A 14,629-nucleotide genomic window follows, 5' to 3' on the forward strand; every position below is an offset into this window, starting at 1 on the left:
AATTTACAAATTTAAAGGTTTAACATCTCCAGTTGCCGTGATGATATAATAACGATTGTTTCTAATGATAGTATTTTTTGGCAATTGATCTTCTTTCAGTTTGATACGAATTGTAATGTCATAAAAAGCTTGAATCGTTGGTTCTGTAATATCAGGATTCATCACAAAATTGTGGTCTTTCACTAAGGCTTGGTTATAATATTGAGTGGTATTTTTCTTGATATTATGAACTTCTCCTTTTGGGTCAAAATTGGCATCAGCTTGAGAATACGCTTGATAACTTCTATAACTTTCCATTGGATAAGTAACATTAAAACCTTCTTGAAGGATTTTCTCTTTTTTGTTTAAATCGGTATTCATAATTAAAGAATAATTTGCCATTTGGTCTCTAAAAACTTCTAAAGCTTTCTTTTGCATTTGACTTCTTACCATATCAAAATTAGTAGTTACATAATCGACTTTTGCGATATCATAAATTTCGTTTTTACCACAAATTGATAGAATTTTATCAAAGTCATTATTGTTTCTAAACTTTATTAAAATATTCTTTTTCAATTCAAATCCAGATGGTTTTTCGTTGTATGTTTTTGGGTTAAATATCTTTTTTTCAACTGCATAATCGTAAGTAGGTACAAACGAAATCATATCGGTTTCAACCACAATTTCTTTATTGAATAATGCTAATTCTTTCATTACGTTACCAATTCGTTCGTCAATTAAGTTAGTAGCTTCCTCTGCGGTTTTTCCTAATTGAAGCACCGCAAACGTGGCAATTTGAGCAGTTGCACGTTCGTTATAAATTCCTTTAATAGTCAAAACCATTTCGTCTTGACTACTTGACGTGGTTTGAATCGTGTTTACTCTGTTAATAGTGTAACTACCATTACCGTAAGCACCATTACCGTAATCAGCATTTCCTTTTTTTTCGTATTGTGCATTTCCCATGTCTTGTGCATTAGCAAAATTGAATGCGATTGTAAGAGCGATTGTTGTAATTAAATTTGTCTTCATTTTTTATAAGTTTTTAAAATTAATGATGCAATGTTACTCTCGTTTTTCAAAGTGGGTTTGGTAAAACGACTTTCAACTAACTGTAAAGTTTTTTACTTACATTTACAGTCCTTTTACAGTTGATTTTCAGTAGAAATATCAAATTGTAGATTTACTTTTGAATCGAATTATTAGAATGACAGAACTTGAAAAATTTCAGGAATTGAAACAAAAAGTGCTTTTGAAATATCAAGAGCATCATCCTTTTTTTCAAGGAACTTGGAAGACGTTTAGTTCGCAGGATATTCAAAATTTGATTGGTTTAATTGAAGAAAAGTGTAAGCAAACCATTAGCGAAAAATGGATTTACATGCATTTAAAACCCGAAACCAACAACAAAATTCCACGAAAAGATATGCTGAATATTCTATCGGAATTTGTGGGTTTTTCAGGTTGGGATGAGTATTCATTTGAGGAGAAATTATTTGAATCTGTAAAATCTAAAGAACCAATTAAATCAAAAAATAGACTTTGGTTAACTCTTTTAATATTGATTTTTGCCGTTGTAATTGTGATTGTATTTTTTTTTAGAAATGAAGATTCAAAACCCAAAACAATTCAACTCAATAATGAATATACGAATGAAAAAGTCAATGCAGAAGAAGTTAAAGTTTTTGAGGTAAAAGATTCAGTCAAACAAGAATTAGAGATAAAAGAAGGTAAAGTTCAAGTTTCAAATAATGGTAATGAGAAATCAAAATTAGTCATTCAAAGTCCGTTTTACGAACCGAAAACAGTTAATTTGGTAATGGGTGAACCATATAGTGGTCCAAGTCAAGTTGTATCTTTAAAACCCGATGATTATGCCATGATGCTTAAGGCTTTTATGTTATCAGATATTAAAGATTGGCAAACTAGAAAAGAGCAATTGAATAAAATATTATCAGATAATTTGGAGGTAATCGTGATGTTGAAAGACGATTTGGGCGCAGAATATTTCAATAAAAGCGAGTTTTCACAAAAGTTGATTGTACCAACGGCTTCATTGAAAAAGATGAAGATTGTTGAAATTAAAAACGATGCTAATGATAAGATTCAGTTCATTAGAATCAAACAAGAATAAAATGAATAAGAAATTTTTACTTATAGTTGTATTTTTATGTAGCTTTTTTGTTGAAGCGCAATCCTCAATGAATGAAAGTGTTTCTGAAAAGAAAGCGGCAACGGCTAAGACTTTAAATAAAAGATTTTCTGCCAAAGTTTTGAATGCTTATCAAGAAAATTCTAAAACTAAAGTAGAAGACTTATTTACTTATTTTCAGATGCTTACTGATGCTAAATTGAATGATGATTTTAAGAAGGAAGTAGTCAAAAATATCAATTTATTGTTTCAAAATCCGAATACAACAGTGATTGATTTCACTTCAGATTCTTTAGATAAAATTACGTTACAACAGTTTATTCAGAAGCTATTAATTTCTGAACCTATTTTATTTTCAGTTTCAGATGAAAGTAGATTTGATTCTGTTGAATATCAAAGTTGGAAAACAGGATACACTGTTTCAAGAACAAAATCTGGTATAGTTACTAAAACTAAAATTGTTCAAAAAGTATTTTTCTTTGAAACTCCAAAAATGTTTGGAGAAGAAACTAAAGTGGTTTTTTCTACGATTTTGGGTGAAATGTAGTTGCTTTATTAGTCTTATCGTTTTTTAACCACAAAGAAACATAGAACAATGAATTATAAAAAGAAAATTTTAGGCATTTCATTTTCACATAGCTATGTAATCTATCCAAATCGAAGATTCTTTTTTAAGATAAGCAATCTATGTTTCTATGTGGTAAAATTTAAATTAAACAGTGAAGTTTATATGTGATTTTTGAAATGGTTTGCCTACTTGATATTTCTCAATGCTTCACGTTGGCTTAAAGGCTTTAAATTGGTTGAATTCACATATTCTAAAACACCATTTGGATTAAAACGACTGTAATCTCTCAAAGCCCAACCAATTGCTTTTTGAATAAAAAATTCATTTGATTCTTTGTGTTTTTCACATTCTGATTTTAGTAAATCGAAATTGGTTTTTTCTTTATAACTCAGCTGAAAAATGATGGCACTTCGGTTCAACCACATGTTTTCAGAATTTGAAAATCGTTCAATAACTTCAAACGTTTCATTCGGAAATTGTTGCAAATAGCCACCTAATAAATATTTTGCCACAACATCAACAGAATCCCACCAAGAGTTTGTAATGATTAGATTTTCAATTAATTTAACATCTTCTAAAACATAGTTTTTTTTGAATTCTTTGACCAATAAATCTATTGCGCATTGATGAAATTCTCGTTCATTTTTGTTGAATAATTCCCAAGCAATAGTTCTAAAATTGGCTTTAATATCCGTTTTATACTTTTCGTAATTCTCTTTAAAAATAGTTCTTCTTTCTTCGGTTTTAATTCCTAAAAAAGAGAAATTATTTTTCATATAATTTTCCATCGGAATGGCGATTTCACGATTGGCTTTTTGATGTAAATCGGTATTAAAATTAGTTATAAAATTCATTCTAATTCTTTTAATTTCTCTTCACAATGATTTCGTAATTCCTCAAAAAACAAAGTAAATTCTTCTTCAAATTCGGAATAAAATTCTTGAACTTCAACAATCGATTCTTGCATATTGGCGCGATGTTTTGTTCGGTAATCCATTTGGAATAAAATCATTTCTAAACCTGCTAATGACGCATAGCTAACCAACCAATTTCTGGCAATCATATAAGGTAACATTCCTTTCGTTTTTTCTGTTAGAATTTCGTAATTATCTTGAAGTAATTTGTAAAAATTTGCGGAATAATCTTCTAGTTTTTCGTTAGAATAATTATTCCAATTCTTAGCTAAAAAATGGTCATAAACTATGTCCATAATCACACCAGAATAATGTCCGTATTTTTCGTGTAATCGATGTTTACTTTTTCTGTAAATGGGATGCGCATCTGTAAAAGTGTCAATGTAACGATGTAAAAGAATACCTTTTCGGATTTCATCAGGATAATCTAAGTAAGAATTTCCACGAACGCTATCTGCCATAAAATTTCCAATTTTAAGCAAATCGTTGTTCCCAGAAAGATATATGTGAGCCAGGAAATTCAAATTTTTAAGTTTAAAAGTTTAAGGTTTATGAGTTTAAATGGTTTTGAATCCATCTTACTAACAAAACTTTTCTTAGTATTTGTATATGGTTTTGTAAATATATTAAATCTTTCAATGTTTTATTGAAATCCAAATCATAACTTTTTATATTTGTATTTTAGATGAGTTAACTCTTAAACATTTAAACTCATAAACTCTTAAACAAAAAAAATGACATTAATAAAATCAATATCAGGAATTCGTGGAACTATTGGCGGAAAAGTTGGTGATAATCTAACACCAGTTGACGCAGTAAAATTTGCTTCGGCTTATGGAACTTTTCTAAAAAATAATAGCTCAAAAGATAAATTAACTGTTGTAATTGGCCGTGATGCAAGAATTTCGGGTTCAATGATTCATAATTTGGTTCAAAATACATTAATAGGATTAGGAATAAATGTTATTGATTTGGGACTTTCTACAACGCCAACTGTTGAAGTAGCTGTTCCATTGGAAAAAGCTGATGGTGGAATTATCTTGACAGCTTCTCATAATCCAAAACAATGGAATGCTCTTAAATTATTGAATGCAAAAGGTGAATTTTTGAATGGTGATGATGGTGCAAAGATTTTAGAAATTGCTGAAACAGAAGCCTTTGATTTTGTTGATGTAGATTCGTTGGGAGAAATTACGACTAATGATTCTTATATGGATATTCACATTGATGAAGTTCTAGAATTACCTTTAGTTGATGCTGATTTGGTTAAAACCAAAAAATATAAAGTAGTTGTAGATGCTGTAAATTCTACTGGTGGAATTATAATTCCGAATTTGTTAGAGCAAATGGGTGTTGAAGTGGTTAAATTATACTGCGAACCAAATGGTCATTTTCCGCACAATCCAGAACCATTGAAAGAGCATTTGGGTGACATTTGTAAATTAGTTGTAGAAGAAAAAGCTGATTTCGGAATTGTAGTCGATCCAGATGTTGACAGATTAGCGTTTATATCGAACGATGGAGAAATGTTTGGTGAAGAATATACTTTGGTAGCTATTGCCGATTACGTTTTGAGCAAAACTCCAGGAAATACAGTTTCTAACATGAGTTCGTCTCGTGCTTTAAGAGATATTACTAACATACACAACGGAAGTTATCAAGCAAGTGCTGTTGGAGAAGTAAATGTAGTAGAATTGATGAAAAAAACCAATGCCATTATTGGTGGAGAAGGAAATGGCGGAATTATTTATCCAGAATTGCATTACGGAAGAGATAGTTTAGTAGGAGTTGCATTGTTTTTAACTTATTTAGCAAATCAAGAAAAAACGGTTGCCGAATTACGAGCAAGTTATCCACAATATTACATGAGTAAAAATAAAATAGAATTGACACCTCAAATTGATGTTGATGCTATTTTAGTTGCAATGACCGAAAAGTATAAATCAGAGGATATTACTACTATTGATGGAGTAAAAATTGATTTTGCAACAGAATGGGTTCATTTAAGAAAATCGAATACTGAACCAATAATCAGAATTTATACTGAAGCTCCAACGCAAGCTGAAGCCGATACATTAGCGTTTAGAATTATTGATGAGATTAAAGCAGTTGCGGGAATTTAGTATGAGAAATGATATAAATTTTTGGGACAAGTTTTTTCTTAATTCACATAAATTAAAATACTTTTTTTTTCACTTTAGTATTTTAGCATTTTTTATAACATCAAGTCTTATTTTTTTTAATACTAACTGGTGGATTCAAGTAGTTTTAATTTTTTTTTACATTTTATTTAATGTAATTATTTTTAAAGTTATTATAAAAAGAATAGTTAGTATGCCTAATTCAAGTACTTTGAAAAAAGGAGATAGTAAACTTGAATATAAGATTGTTGTTTATATTAATCTATGTCTTTTTTTATTTTATCTAATTACTCACTATGAATTTAATATTTCCCCTTTTAGATTTGACTTAGTAAATAATTCTTTGTTTTTTGATGCAGTTACTCAAAAAATAGGAGCTACATTTACAGGTATTTTATCACCATTATTTGCTTTATTAGCAGGATATTTAACTTATATAGCTTTTAGAAATCAACAGATACAGAATGTTATTAATAGGTAATATGAGGCTATAAAATTTCATAGAGATAATTTAAAAGAAATTAAGAAAGAAAAAACTAATTCCGGAAAGTTTGAAGGAAGAAGAGTTTTTATTGAATTTTTTAATGAAATTAAAATTAGTTACTTTTTCGTTAATGAATTTTATAAAGATAAAAATGTTATTGAAAAATATAATCCGAATTGGATTAATAAAGAATGGGAAATTCAAAATATTTCTTATTTGCTTTTCTTTTTTGGAATTAAGGATGATTCCATTAACTCTAATATATTTCAAGCTGCTTTTATTCATAATGAAGATTTAGTTTTAAGAGAGCAAGAGATTTATTCATTAGTTGAATATTTAAAAGAAAATGTTAGAGAAAATAAATTAGAGGATAAAAAAATGTATTGTTTTGGTATTACTATAAATGATAGAATTGATAAAATAGATTTTTTTTATGAGCCATTTTGTGGTCATCAGAATAGGTTAGGTCATTACTTTAGACATTTATTTGGAATTGCAAAAATGCTTAGGAGAAATGCTGAACTTGAAGATTCATTTTTTAGCAGTGTATTAAAAAATCAATTATCAAATTACGAACAAGTTTTACTCTATTATAATTCATGTAGTTCAATAGGAATCAATTGGTTTAGATTAGGATTTATTCAAGAGTTTTCTTTAATACACAATATGCCATTTAATTTGTTAAATTTTGGTTTTTCTCCCAAGATTGATTCTAAATTAAATTCTTTTTTTAATTACAAATGGGAGGAAGAATGGAAAGCTTGGAGTGAAAAAAATGATAGAGAAAATATTGAAAAGAATTATTTTGAATGGGATGAAACTGCAATAGCAACTAAAAGAATATTAGATTTTTTTCAACAAGAATCCATAAATCAAATAATATCAAAATAATTTTTATGCCTGTCAAGATTCAAAAACTACTTTTATTTTTTATTATTGTTGTATTTTTCTCCAACTGTAAATCGGTGGAACGTTATAACTCTGAATTATCACAACCTATTCCTGTTGAAAAACTTCAAAAAGATATTGATTATACACAACGAAAACTGAATCGATTGTATCCTAATTTGCATGGATATATTTCTAAAGAAAAGCTTGATTATAAATTTGATAGTATTAGAAATGTAGTCAACAAACCTATGACGAGCAAGGAGTTTTATTTTGTGATTAGTCCTGTAATTTCGTCTGTTCGTCAAGGACACATGACAATGACGCCAGTATTACCAAAAGTTACTAAGAAAGAAAACAAACGCATGAAAAAAGCAGGTGATGGACCAATGTCGCAGTTTTTTTATGAATGGGAAAACGACAAATTATTTATCACTCAAAATAAATCGGCTAACAAAAAAATCAAACTTGGTAGTGAAGTTATTTCTGTGAATGGTATTCAACCTCAAGCAATTTATAATAAATACAAAAAAAGTCTTGTATCTGATGGTTTTAATACGACGTATCTTAGAAAATCATTTTCTAAACGATACACTATTTTTATGACTAATGAAATTGGAATTAATGATAGTTTGAAATTTGTTTTTAAAGAAAAAGATTCTGTTTTTGAGCAAGTTATTTCAAGATTTAAAAAAGATAACAAAGTAGGAGTAAAGGTTAAAACTAAAGTAAAATCAGTTGATTCAGTTAAAACTGCAGTTAAAAAACCAGTAGACAAGAAAAAATTAAAAGAAGAGAATAAGTTCAATAAAATTTATGGTTACAATAAACTGTTAAACGAGTATGCTAAAAGTTTAAAGTTTTTTCAATCTGATAGTTCTGTTGCAATTTTAAGAGTTAAAAATTTTTCGGATGGAATTCATAAAAAAGCTTATGAAGCTATTTTTGATTCGATTAAAAAGAAAAATATCAAAAATTTAATTATTGATATACGTGACAATCCAGGCGGAAAAGTTGCTGATGCTGTTGATTTATATTCGCATTTAACAAATAAAGAGTTTGTCATTTTGCAACCTGCCATTGTTACTTCTAAAACCAGTTTGTGGAAGTTAGGTTTATTTAGAAACATACCAAAATTGTCTTATCCATTTGCGGCGGCTTTTTATCCTTTTTATATGGGATTTTCATATTTTAGAACTACCAAAAATAATGATGGAACGTATCAATACAAATTAATAGGTTCGAAAAAACGACCTAATGCAGAAAATTATTTTGATGGAAAAATTTATGTTTTGATTAATGGAGGAAGTTTTTCAGCATCGTGTATTTTATCGGCTTCGTTGAAAGCAAATCCTAATGTAACATTTGTTGGAGAGGAAACAGGCGGAGCTTTTAACGGAACAGTTGCTGGAATTATGCCTGTAGTTGATTTACCAAATTCTAAAATTCCATTGCGATTGGGATTAATGGATATAAAAACTATCAATCAAACGGAAGTTGACGGAAGAGGAGTTTTTCCTGATGTTGAAATTCCATTAACGGTAAGTGATAAAGTCAAAAACAAAGATCCTCAATTAGATTGGATTTTGGATGATATAAAGAAAAAACGCTGAAATTAATCAGCGTTTTTAAAATTAAATTTATTGAGGTTTTTCATCAAAATTTATCATCCAACCAATACCAAATTTATCGGTGAACATCCCAAAATAAGCACCCCAAAATGTTTTTGTCATTGGCATTATAACTGTTCCGCTAGCAGAAAGACCATCAAATAATCTGTCAGCTTCTCCAGTACTTTCTGTATTAATGGATATCGAAATGTTAGTACCAATTACAACATCACCACTTTGACTTGTGCTATCGCTTCCCATTAATACGGTTTCTGAACTTATTGGTAACGAAACATGCATGATTCTATTTGCTTCTTCTTCACTTGGTTTTGGTGCGTTTGGATTGTCAGAAGGCATTTCGCCAAATCTTCCCATATAAGGAAATTCTCCGCCAAAAACTGATTTGTAAAATAGAAATGCTTCTTCACAATTTCCATTAAAAATTAAATAAGGATTTACTGTTGCCATTTTTTAGAGTACTATTTAATGTGTTATTTTTTCTTATTATTAGATTTTTCTATATTTTCTTTAATTCTAAATTCGGTTATTTTCTTTATTAAATCATAGGGAATTTCTTCATCAAGTTGAAATTGAATAGTTCCTTTTGAGGTGTTGTATTTTGATAATTCTGATTTGAAATGTTCCACACCACTTGCTCCAGGATAAAAACCAATATGATTTTTATAAGCTGCAAAATGTACTAAATTTCCATGAAGTTTGAATGTTGGAATGCCATAACTAATTTTCTCTTCAGCATTAGGAGCAATGGTTCTAATTAATTGACGAATTTTTTCAAGAATCAATACATTTTTTTCAGATTGTAACTTGATATAATCGTCAATTGTTTTAAAATCAGTATTCATTTAACAAGTATTTGATGAAACTAAACTATAAAAAATAATTAAGAACTACAAGAAAGCATCGAACAACCTATTTTTTCCCTTGCCCAATCTGGTCGCTTTGTAAACCATTTTTCGAATTCAAGTTGCTCATCATAAGGTTTTTTCAAAACTTGATGTAATTCTTCAACTAAAGAATAATCTTCATTATTTGCAGCATCTATTGCTAGTTGTGCCATGTAGTTTCTTAAAACATACTTTGGGTTAACTTTATCCATTTTTTCTTTACGAACGTCATCAGAATGGTCTTCTAAATTGATTCGCTCAATATATTTTGTAAACCATTTTTCCCAACTTTTAAGAATAGATTTAGTAATTTCTTTAGGATTGTAGAAAGCATTATTAATAATTGAAATTCCACAACCTGCAGAATCTTCTTTTTTAACAGTACTCAATTCTCTGAAGAATATGGTCATATCAGTTTCGGATAATTGTAATACATTTTCCAATTCAGAAATGAGTTTCTCATCATTTTTATGAAATTTTTCTAGACCAAGTTTAGACTTCATCATATCTACATAATCAACGTCATAAAAAGTTTTGAAATCATTTAAAATTTTTTCCAATTCTGATGATTCTTCAATTAAAGGATACAAGGCATTGGCAAGTTGAAACAAATTCCATTGTGCTACATCAGGTTGATTTCCAAAACGATAACGACGGTATTCTCTGTCTGTTGTATTTGGAGTCCAATTTGGATCGTAATCTTCTAACCAACCATAAGGACCAAAATCAATAGTCAATCCTAAAATAGACATGTTATCTGTATTCATGACACCATGAACAAAACCAACACGTTGCCAATGAATAATCATTTTACGTGTTCTTTCCGCAATTAATTTGAAAAAATGAACGTACTTTTCTTTTCCTTCTGATTGAATTTCAGAGTAAAAATATTTGATTGTAAAATCAGCTAGTGCTTTTAAATTTTCAATATCATTTTGTGCTGAAAAAAGTTCAAAATTTCCAAATCGAATGAAAGTAGGAGCAACTCTGCAAATAACTGCGCCTTTTTCATAATCGGCATTTCCATCATACATTACATCTCTAAGAACTTCGTCACCTGTTGAAATTAATGAAAGCGAACGAGTTGTTGGAACACCTAAATGATGCATAGCTTCACTACAAAGATGTTCACGAATAGAAGAGCGCAATACCGCTAAACCATCAGCTCTTCGAGAATATGGTGTTGCTCCAGCTCCTTTTAACTGGAGCATAAAGGTTTGATTATTATTTTTAATTTCTGCTAAAACAATTGCTCTTCCATCGCCGAGTTGACCAGCCCAATTTCCAAATTGATGTCCAGCGTAATTCATTGCGTAAGGTCTAGAATTTGGTAAAACAGATTTACCAGAAAATAGTTCTAAAAAATCTTTTGAATTTGCTTCATCTGGTGTAATGTTCAATAAATCAGCAACTTCTTTAGAATAGTGAATTAATTTTGGATTTGAAGGTATTCTCGGATTTACATAAGAAAACGCCGCATTTAACACTTGACGAGTAGTATTTGTTTCGTTAGTGTCTGCTTTTAATTCAGAGGAAAATCTATTATTTAATTTAAATTGCATTATTGTAAATGTATTTATTCAAATCTAAGCAATAAAATTGGTAATTACAGTTAAAAAAATGATAGTTTTTTGTAAAATGAAATCTACAAAAAAGTCCCAATCAATTGAATGGAACTTTTATAAAGTAAGAAATAATAAAAGAGTTAGGTTTTTATTGTTACCTAACTCTTTTCAACCTAACCAAACAAAATTTATCTTTTGTTACATGGACAACTGGAATCAAAAATTTCCACATCGCCATGTCCACCTTTTATTGTCCCACTATTGTTATAAACATGGTCGTAATCTATAAACAAATCTGTTAAAGTATTTGCAGAAGTTATTGGGCTATTACCAGAAGAGCTCATTCCTTGAACACCATATAAGAGTACACCTGTATTATTTGCATAGTTCATAGCGTTTGCTGTTGCCCAAACAACATCATCTTTAACAAACGAACCTAAATTTTCTCTATCACCATAGTCAACTCCGCCAGCAGAGTTATCTCCAGTAAGATAATCACCGGTATAAAACATGCTGCCAACAATCCACGAACTTCCTGAATTTATATATTCTAAAACCTTAGAATCGTGTGGAGCACCACGTTCGGCAAGTAACATTCTACCTGAGCAAGAAAATGCTATATCAGTTATTTTGGCTTGTGTACCAGGAACATTTGCTATTTCAAGTTTTGGTTGTGAAGAAGAATCAACAAAAAGTTTGGTTGAACCAATTTCGTTTGCTAAAAATTCACCACTAGAATCTAACTCAATAGAATAAATGCTTTTTGTACCAGTAATTCCGTTGAATGAATTTGAGAATGTTGGAATTGATTCGGTTAAAGTTCTGGCAAAAAACACATAGGTTTTATTGTTTTTTTCTAAAATACCAATTCCCCATAATTGTTCACCAGCAGCAACCATTCCTGCACTTGGAGTAAGTTCTTGAACAAATGGATCATAAATACTCTTTACAATACCTGTTGTTCCATCAATTCTGTATATTCTTCCATCTTCGAGATTTGTAGCAAATAGTTGATTGTTTTTTTTATCAAATGCAATGTTGCCTAATCCAGTATCGGCGTTTGGAATCTTTGCTCTGCCAACAGTGTTTGTATTTAAAAAATTTTCTGTAGTTACAAAGTCAATAGTTGATAAACTAACAACATCGGTTTTATAAATTCCTGCTGAACCTGCTGTACCAAAGCTAGAACTTGTAAAAGGAACTACAGGATAATCAATATTATACAGCTTTGATGCTGAAAGATAAATTCCGTTGTTGTCATCGATTGCAATTCCGAAAACTTGTCCGATGTCCGATTTATTCCATCTAGTTGGAATTACTTCTACAACTTTATTTGTACCTAAAGATAAATCATTCCAATCGGAACCAATTGGTGCATTACTAGTAAATGTAGTTTTATAAATTGCTGCTGTATTACTAATATTATCCATATTCATTGTATTTACCATAAAACCTTCGGGTTCATTGGGTGTACATTCAGTTACATAACTGCATGATTCTTTGCTGCATGATGTTGATAATAGCAACATGGCAATGCCGCTAATTTTTATAATTGATTTTTTCATTTTTATCTGTTTTTAGAAATTAGTTAGGACAAATTACTTTCATCTCAGTTCTTCTATTAATAGAATGTTCTGCTTCGCTACAGTTTACGCCATCAGCACATCTGTTTAATAATCGGGTTTCACCATATCCAACACCAGATATTCTACTTCTGTCTATTCCTTGAGAAACAACATAATCAACTGAAGCATTTGCACGATTTTGCGATAGTGTAGCATTGTATTTATGAGTGTCGCGACAATCAGTGTGTGAACCAACTTCAACTTTTACAGTTGGATTATCTAGCATAAAACGAACTAATCTATTTAGCTCAGGTTTTGCAACTTCCTTAATAACATATTTATCTAAATCAAATAAAATATTTTTCAGGTTTAATCCTTTTCCACAATCTACTTTCTCGGCACACATTTCAAGTTTTACGAATAGATTTTTATCTCTGTTATAATCACCACCAGTAACTCTTTCGATTTGAGAAAAATAGTTTTCTTTTCTACCATACAATTCATAAGTTCCTGTTTCAGGTAATTGAAGTAAGAAGTTTCCTTGTGAATCAGTCATTGTTGATTTTTTTACAGCTAAATCTTTATTTTCTAAAGTCACATTGATTCCTGCAATTGGAGTTGTAGAGTTACATTCAAAAGCGCGACCTTTGATAATGAAGTTTCTATCACCATATAAAATCTCTTTTGAAATGACACCACCATTTGCTTGACAATTAGATAATTCCTGAATAGTTAATGTTCCATCAATAAGATTTACACTATTTAAAACACCTTTAATTGTGTAGTTATCTGCTTTTACATTGTCAAAAACAACTACACCAAAGCCATTTGTTTTTCCTGTATTAGTTGTTTGCCCAGAGCTATTTACTAAAACAATATCAGTATCAGGTAAGATTTCTTTAGTATATTTATCTCTAGCAGTTATACTTACTTTACAACCACAAGTTTGGCAAGCACACATTGGTGGCATATGAGTTTTTCCACAAACGGTACATTGAATACATTCTGAACATATTTTTTTCTCTTTAACACCAGGACTTAATTTAATAGTAATTCCGGCATAAACTCCAATTGAAGAAATATCACAATTGCATGACTCACGATTCGCTGGAGTTAGCGTTGTAATATTATTTTTAGGAGTTTCATTAAGAGTTGAAGTAGTTGTAAAAGGTGCATAAGCAGAAGAATATCCTGTTGAAGTATCAACAAGTTCGTCAACACCAAAATGTCTTAAATAATAAGCTCCAGCATGGATTCCAAAAGTAGTATTAAAGAAATAGTTGAATTGTAACGACGCTTTTCCTGAAAGTACATTTTTTGCGTCATAACCAGCGTGATAATTCAGAAGAATAGGCAATAGAGTAGAAGTTGTTCCATCAAGTTGAAGTTTTCCTCCTTTAATATTTCCTAAACCTGCTCTAAATTTTAATTCAGTAGAAAATCTATTGCTTCTTTGGTATTTAAAACTTGGTCCAATACCATAGAAAGTTCTAGTAATATTATCTTTCGAAAAGTTTAAACCCGAAATTGGTGCGCCACCAAAAAACAAATTTGTAGTTGGATACGTATTTTTAGGACTATTTTTTATGTAATCAAAATCTGCTCCTAATCCAAACCAATTCCAATAATAATCAGCCGAAGCACCAAGTTCTAATCCACCTTTATAATCAATATAAGGTGTGTTGTTGTCATACATCGGAATCAAATCATAGCCACCACGAAGTGAAAATTGAAATCCTGAATTGTTTACTGTAGAAGCTACAGGTGTTGTAACTTGCGCATTTGTTTTATATATTATACTTGCGAAAAGTATAAATAAAAGAATTTTAAATTGTTTCATAATAATAAATATTAATAA

General features: G+C 29.8%; 14 protein-coding genes. 6 read left to right on the top strand and 8 right to left on the bottom strand.

The annotated features are described in order from the left end of the window. Positions 1 to 3 precede the first annotated feature (3 nt). The gene (locus Q0049_RS10390) at positions 4 to 1,011 is read right to left on the bottom strand and encodes an SIMPL domain-containing protein (RefSeq protein WP_298119450.1); all 1,008 of its coding nucleotides are present in this window, start codon (positions 1,009 to 1,011) and stop codon (positions 4 to 6) included. 175 nt (positions 1,012 to 1,186) lie between these two features. Between Q0049_RS10390 and Q0049_RS10395 the strand changes: the two genes are divergently transcribed. Further along, positions 1,187 to 2,113, top strand: coding sequence for a hypothetical protein (locus Q0049_RS10395; RefSeq protein WP_298119452.1), 927 nt, complete (start codon positions 1,187 to 1,189; stop codon positions 2,111 to 2,113). Between the two features lies 1 nt (position 2,114). Next, positions 2,115 to 2,678, top strand: a complete 564-nt coding sequence (locus tag Q0049_RS10400; protein ID WP_298119454.1) for a hypothetical protein — start codon at positions 2,115 to 2,117, stop codon at positions 2,676 to 2,678. A 206-nt stretch (positions 2,679 to 2,884) separates the two neighbouring features. Here Q0049_RS10400 and Q0049_RS10405 read toward each other — a convergent pair whose 3' ends face one another. Both Q0049_RS10405 and Q0049_RS10410 read right to left on the bottom strand, forming a co-directional pair. Next, a complete protein-coding gene (locus tag Q0049_RS10405) occupies positions 2,885 to 3,553 on the bottom strand; it encodes a DNA alkylation repair protein (RefSeq protein ID WP_298119456.1) in 669 nt (222 codons plus the stop codon). Then, positions 3,550 to 4,137: an ACP phosphodiesterase gene (locus Q0049_RS10410; RefSeq protein WP_298119458.1), complete on the bottom strand. Its 588-nt coding sequence runs from the start codon at positions 4,135 to 4,137 to the stop codon at positions 3,550 to 3,552. The genes Q0049_RS10405 and Q0049_RS10410 overlap by 4 nt, the downstream gene beginning before the upstream one ends. Positions 4,138 to 4,347: 210 nt before the next feature. Between Q0049_RS10410 and glmM the strand changes: the two genes are divergently transcribed. From glmM to Q0049_RS10430, 4 genes are all read left to right on the top strand, one after another. Continuing rightward, a complete protein-coding gene (gene glmM, locus Q0049_RS10415) occupies positions 4,348 to 5,736 on the top strand; it encodes a phosphoglucosamine mutase (RefSeq protein WP_298119460.1) in 1,389 nt (462 codons plus the stop codon). 211 nt (positions 5,737 to 5,947) lie between these two features. Beyond that, complete coding sequence (locus Q0049_RS10420) at positions 5,948 to 6,235, top strand: hypothetical protein (RefSeq protein ID WP_298119462.1); 288 nt, start codon at positions 5,948 to 5,950, stop codon at positions 6,233 to 6,235. Between the two features lie 219 nt (positions 6,236 to 6,454). After that, positions 6,455 to 7,129, top strand: coding sequence for a putative phage abortive infection protein (locus Q0049_RS10425; RefSeq protein ID WP_298119464.1), 675 nt, complete (start codon positions 6,455 to 6,457; stop codon positions 7,127 to 7,129). Between the two features lie 5 nt (positions 7,130 to 7,134). Beyond that, entirely contained in the window at positions 7,135 to 8,739 is a 1,605-nt protein-coding gene (locus tag Q0049_RS10430; protein ID WP_298119465.1) for a S41 family peptidase, read from the top strand. 27 nt (positions 8,740 to 8,766) lie between these two features. On the opposite strand, the gene Q0049_RS10435 is transcribed toward Q0049_RS10430, so the two are convergent. The 5 genes from Q0049_RS10435 to Q0049_RS10455 form a co-directional block, all read right to left on the bottom strand. After that, positions 8,767 to 9,204, bottom strand: a complete 438-nt coding sequence (locus Q0049_RS10435) for a VOC family protein (protein WP_298119466.1) — start codon at positions 9,202 to 9,204, stop codon at positions 8,767 to 8,769. Positions 9,205 to 9,227: 23 nt separating this feature from the next. Beyond that, complete coding sequence (locus Q0049_RS10440; protein ID WP_298119467.1) at positions 9,228 to 9,599, bottom strand: DUF1801 domain-containing protein; 372 nt, start codon at positions 9,597 to 9,599, stop codon at positions 9,228 to 9,230. Between the two features lie 38 nt (positions 9,600 to 9,637). Then, positions 9,638 to 11,206, bottom strand: coding sequence for a YdiU family protein (locus Q0049_RS10445; protein ID WP_298119630.1), 1,569 nt, complete (start codon positions 11,204 to 11,206; stop codon positions 9,638 to 9,640). Between the two features lie 188 nt (positions 11,207 to 11,394). Next, positions 11,395 to 12,771: a hypothetical protein gene (locus Q0049_RS10450; RefSeq protein ID WP_298119468.1), complete on the bottom strand. Its 1,377-nt coding sequence runs from the start codon at positions 12,769 to 12,771 to the stop codon at positions 11,395 to 11,397. 19 nt (positions 12,772 to 12,790) lie between these two features. Beyond that, entirely contained in the window at positions 12,791 to 14,611 is a 1,821-nt protein-coding gene (locus tag Q0049_RS10455; protein WP_298119469.1) for an OmpA family protein, read from the bottom strand. Positions 14,612 to 14,629 lie beyond the last annotated feature (18 nt).

It is taken from the genome of Flavobacterium sp. (assembly GCF_027484205.1).
GTDB lineage: Bacteria > Bacteroidota > Bacteroidia > Flavobacteriales > Flavobacteriaceae > Flavobacterium.

What these genes read in the sequence shown, in the direction of transcription:
- Q0049_RS10390 (WP_298119450.1), bottom strand. Translation starts at nt 1,011, where the DNA reads ATGAAGACAAATTTAATTACAACAATCGCTCTTACAATCGCATTCAAT.
- Q0049_RS10395 (WP_298119452.1), top strand. Translation starts at nt 1,187, where the DNA reads ATGACAGAACTTGAAAAATTTCAGGAATTGAAACAAAAAGTGCTTTTG.
- Q0049_RS10400 (WP_298119454.1), top strand. Translation starts at nt 2,115, where the DNA reads ATGAATAAGAAATTTTTACTTATAGTTGTATTTTTATGTAGCTTTTTT.
- Q0049_RS10405 (WP_298119456.1), bottom strand. Translation starts at nt 3,553, where the DNA reads ATGAATTTTATAACTAATTTTAATACCGATTTACATCAAAAAGCCAAT.
- glmM (WP_298119460.1), top strand. Translation starts at nt 4,348, where the DNA reads ATGACATTAATAAAATCAATATCAGGAATTCGTGGAACTATTGGCGGA.
- Q0049_RS10420 (WP_298119462.1), top strand. Translation starts at nt 5,948, where the DNA reads ATGCCTAATTCAAGTACTTTGAAAAAAGGAGATAGTAAACTTGAATAT.
- Q0049_RS10430 (WP_298119465.1), top strand. Translation starts at nt 7,135, where the DNA reads ATGCCTGTCAAGATTCAAAAACTACTTTTATTTTTTATTATTGTTGTA.
- Q0049_RS10435 (WP_298119466.1), bottom strand. Translation starts at nt 9,204, where the DNA reads ATGGCAACAGTAAATCCTTATTTAATTTTTAATGGAAATTGTGAAGAA.
- Q0049_RS10440 (WP_298119467.1), bottom strand. Translation starts at nt 9,599, where the DNA reads ATGAATACTGATTTTAAAACAATTGACGATTATATCAAGTTACAATCT.
- Q0049_RS10450 (WP_298119468.1), bottom strand. Translation starts at nt 12,771, where the DNA reads ATGAAAAAATCAATTATAAAAATTAGCGGCATTGCCATGTTGCTATTA.
- Q0049_RS10455 (WP_298119469.1), bottom strand. Translation starts at nt 14,611, where the DNA reads ATGAAACAATTTAAAATTCTTTTATTTATACTTTTCGCAAGTATAATA.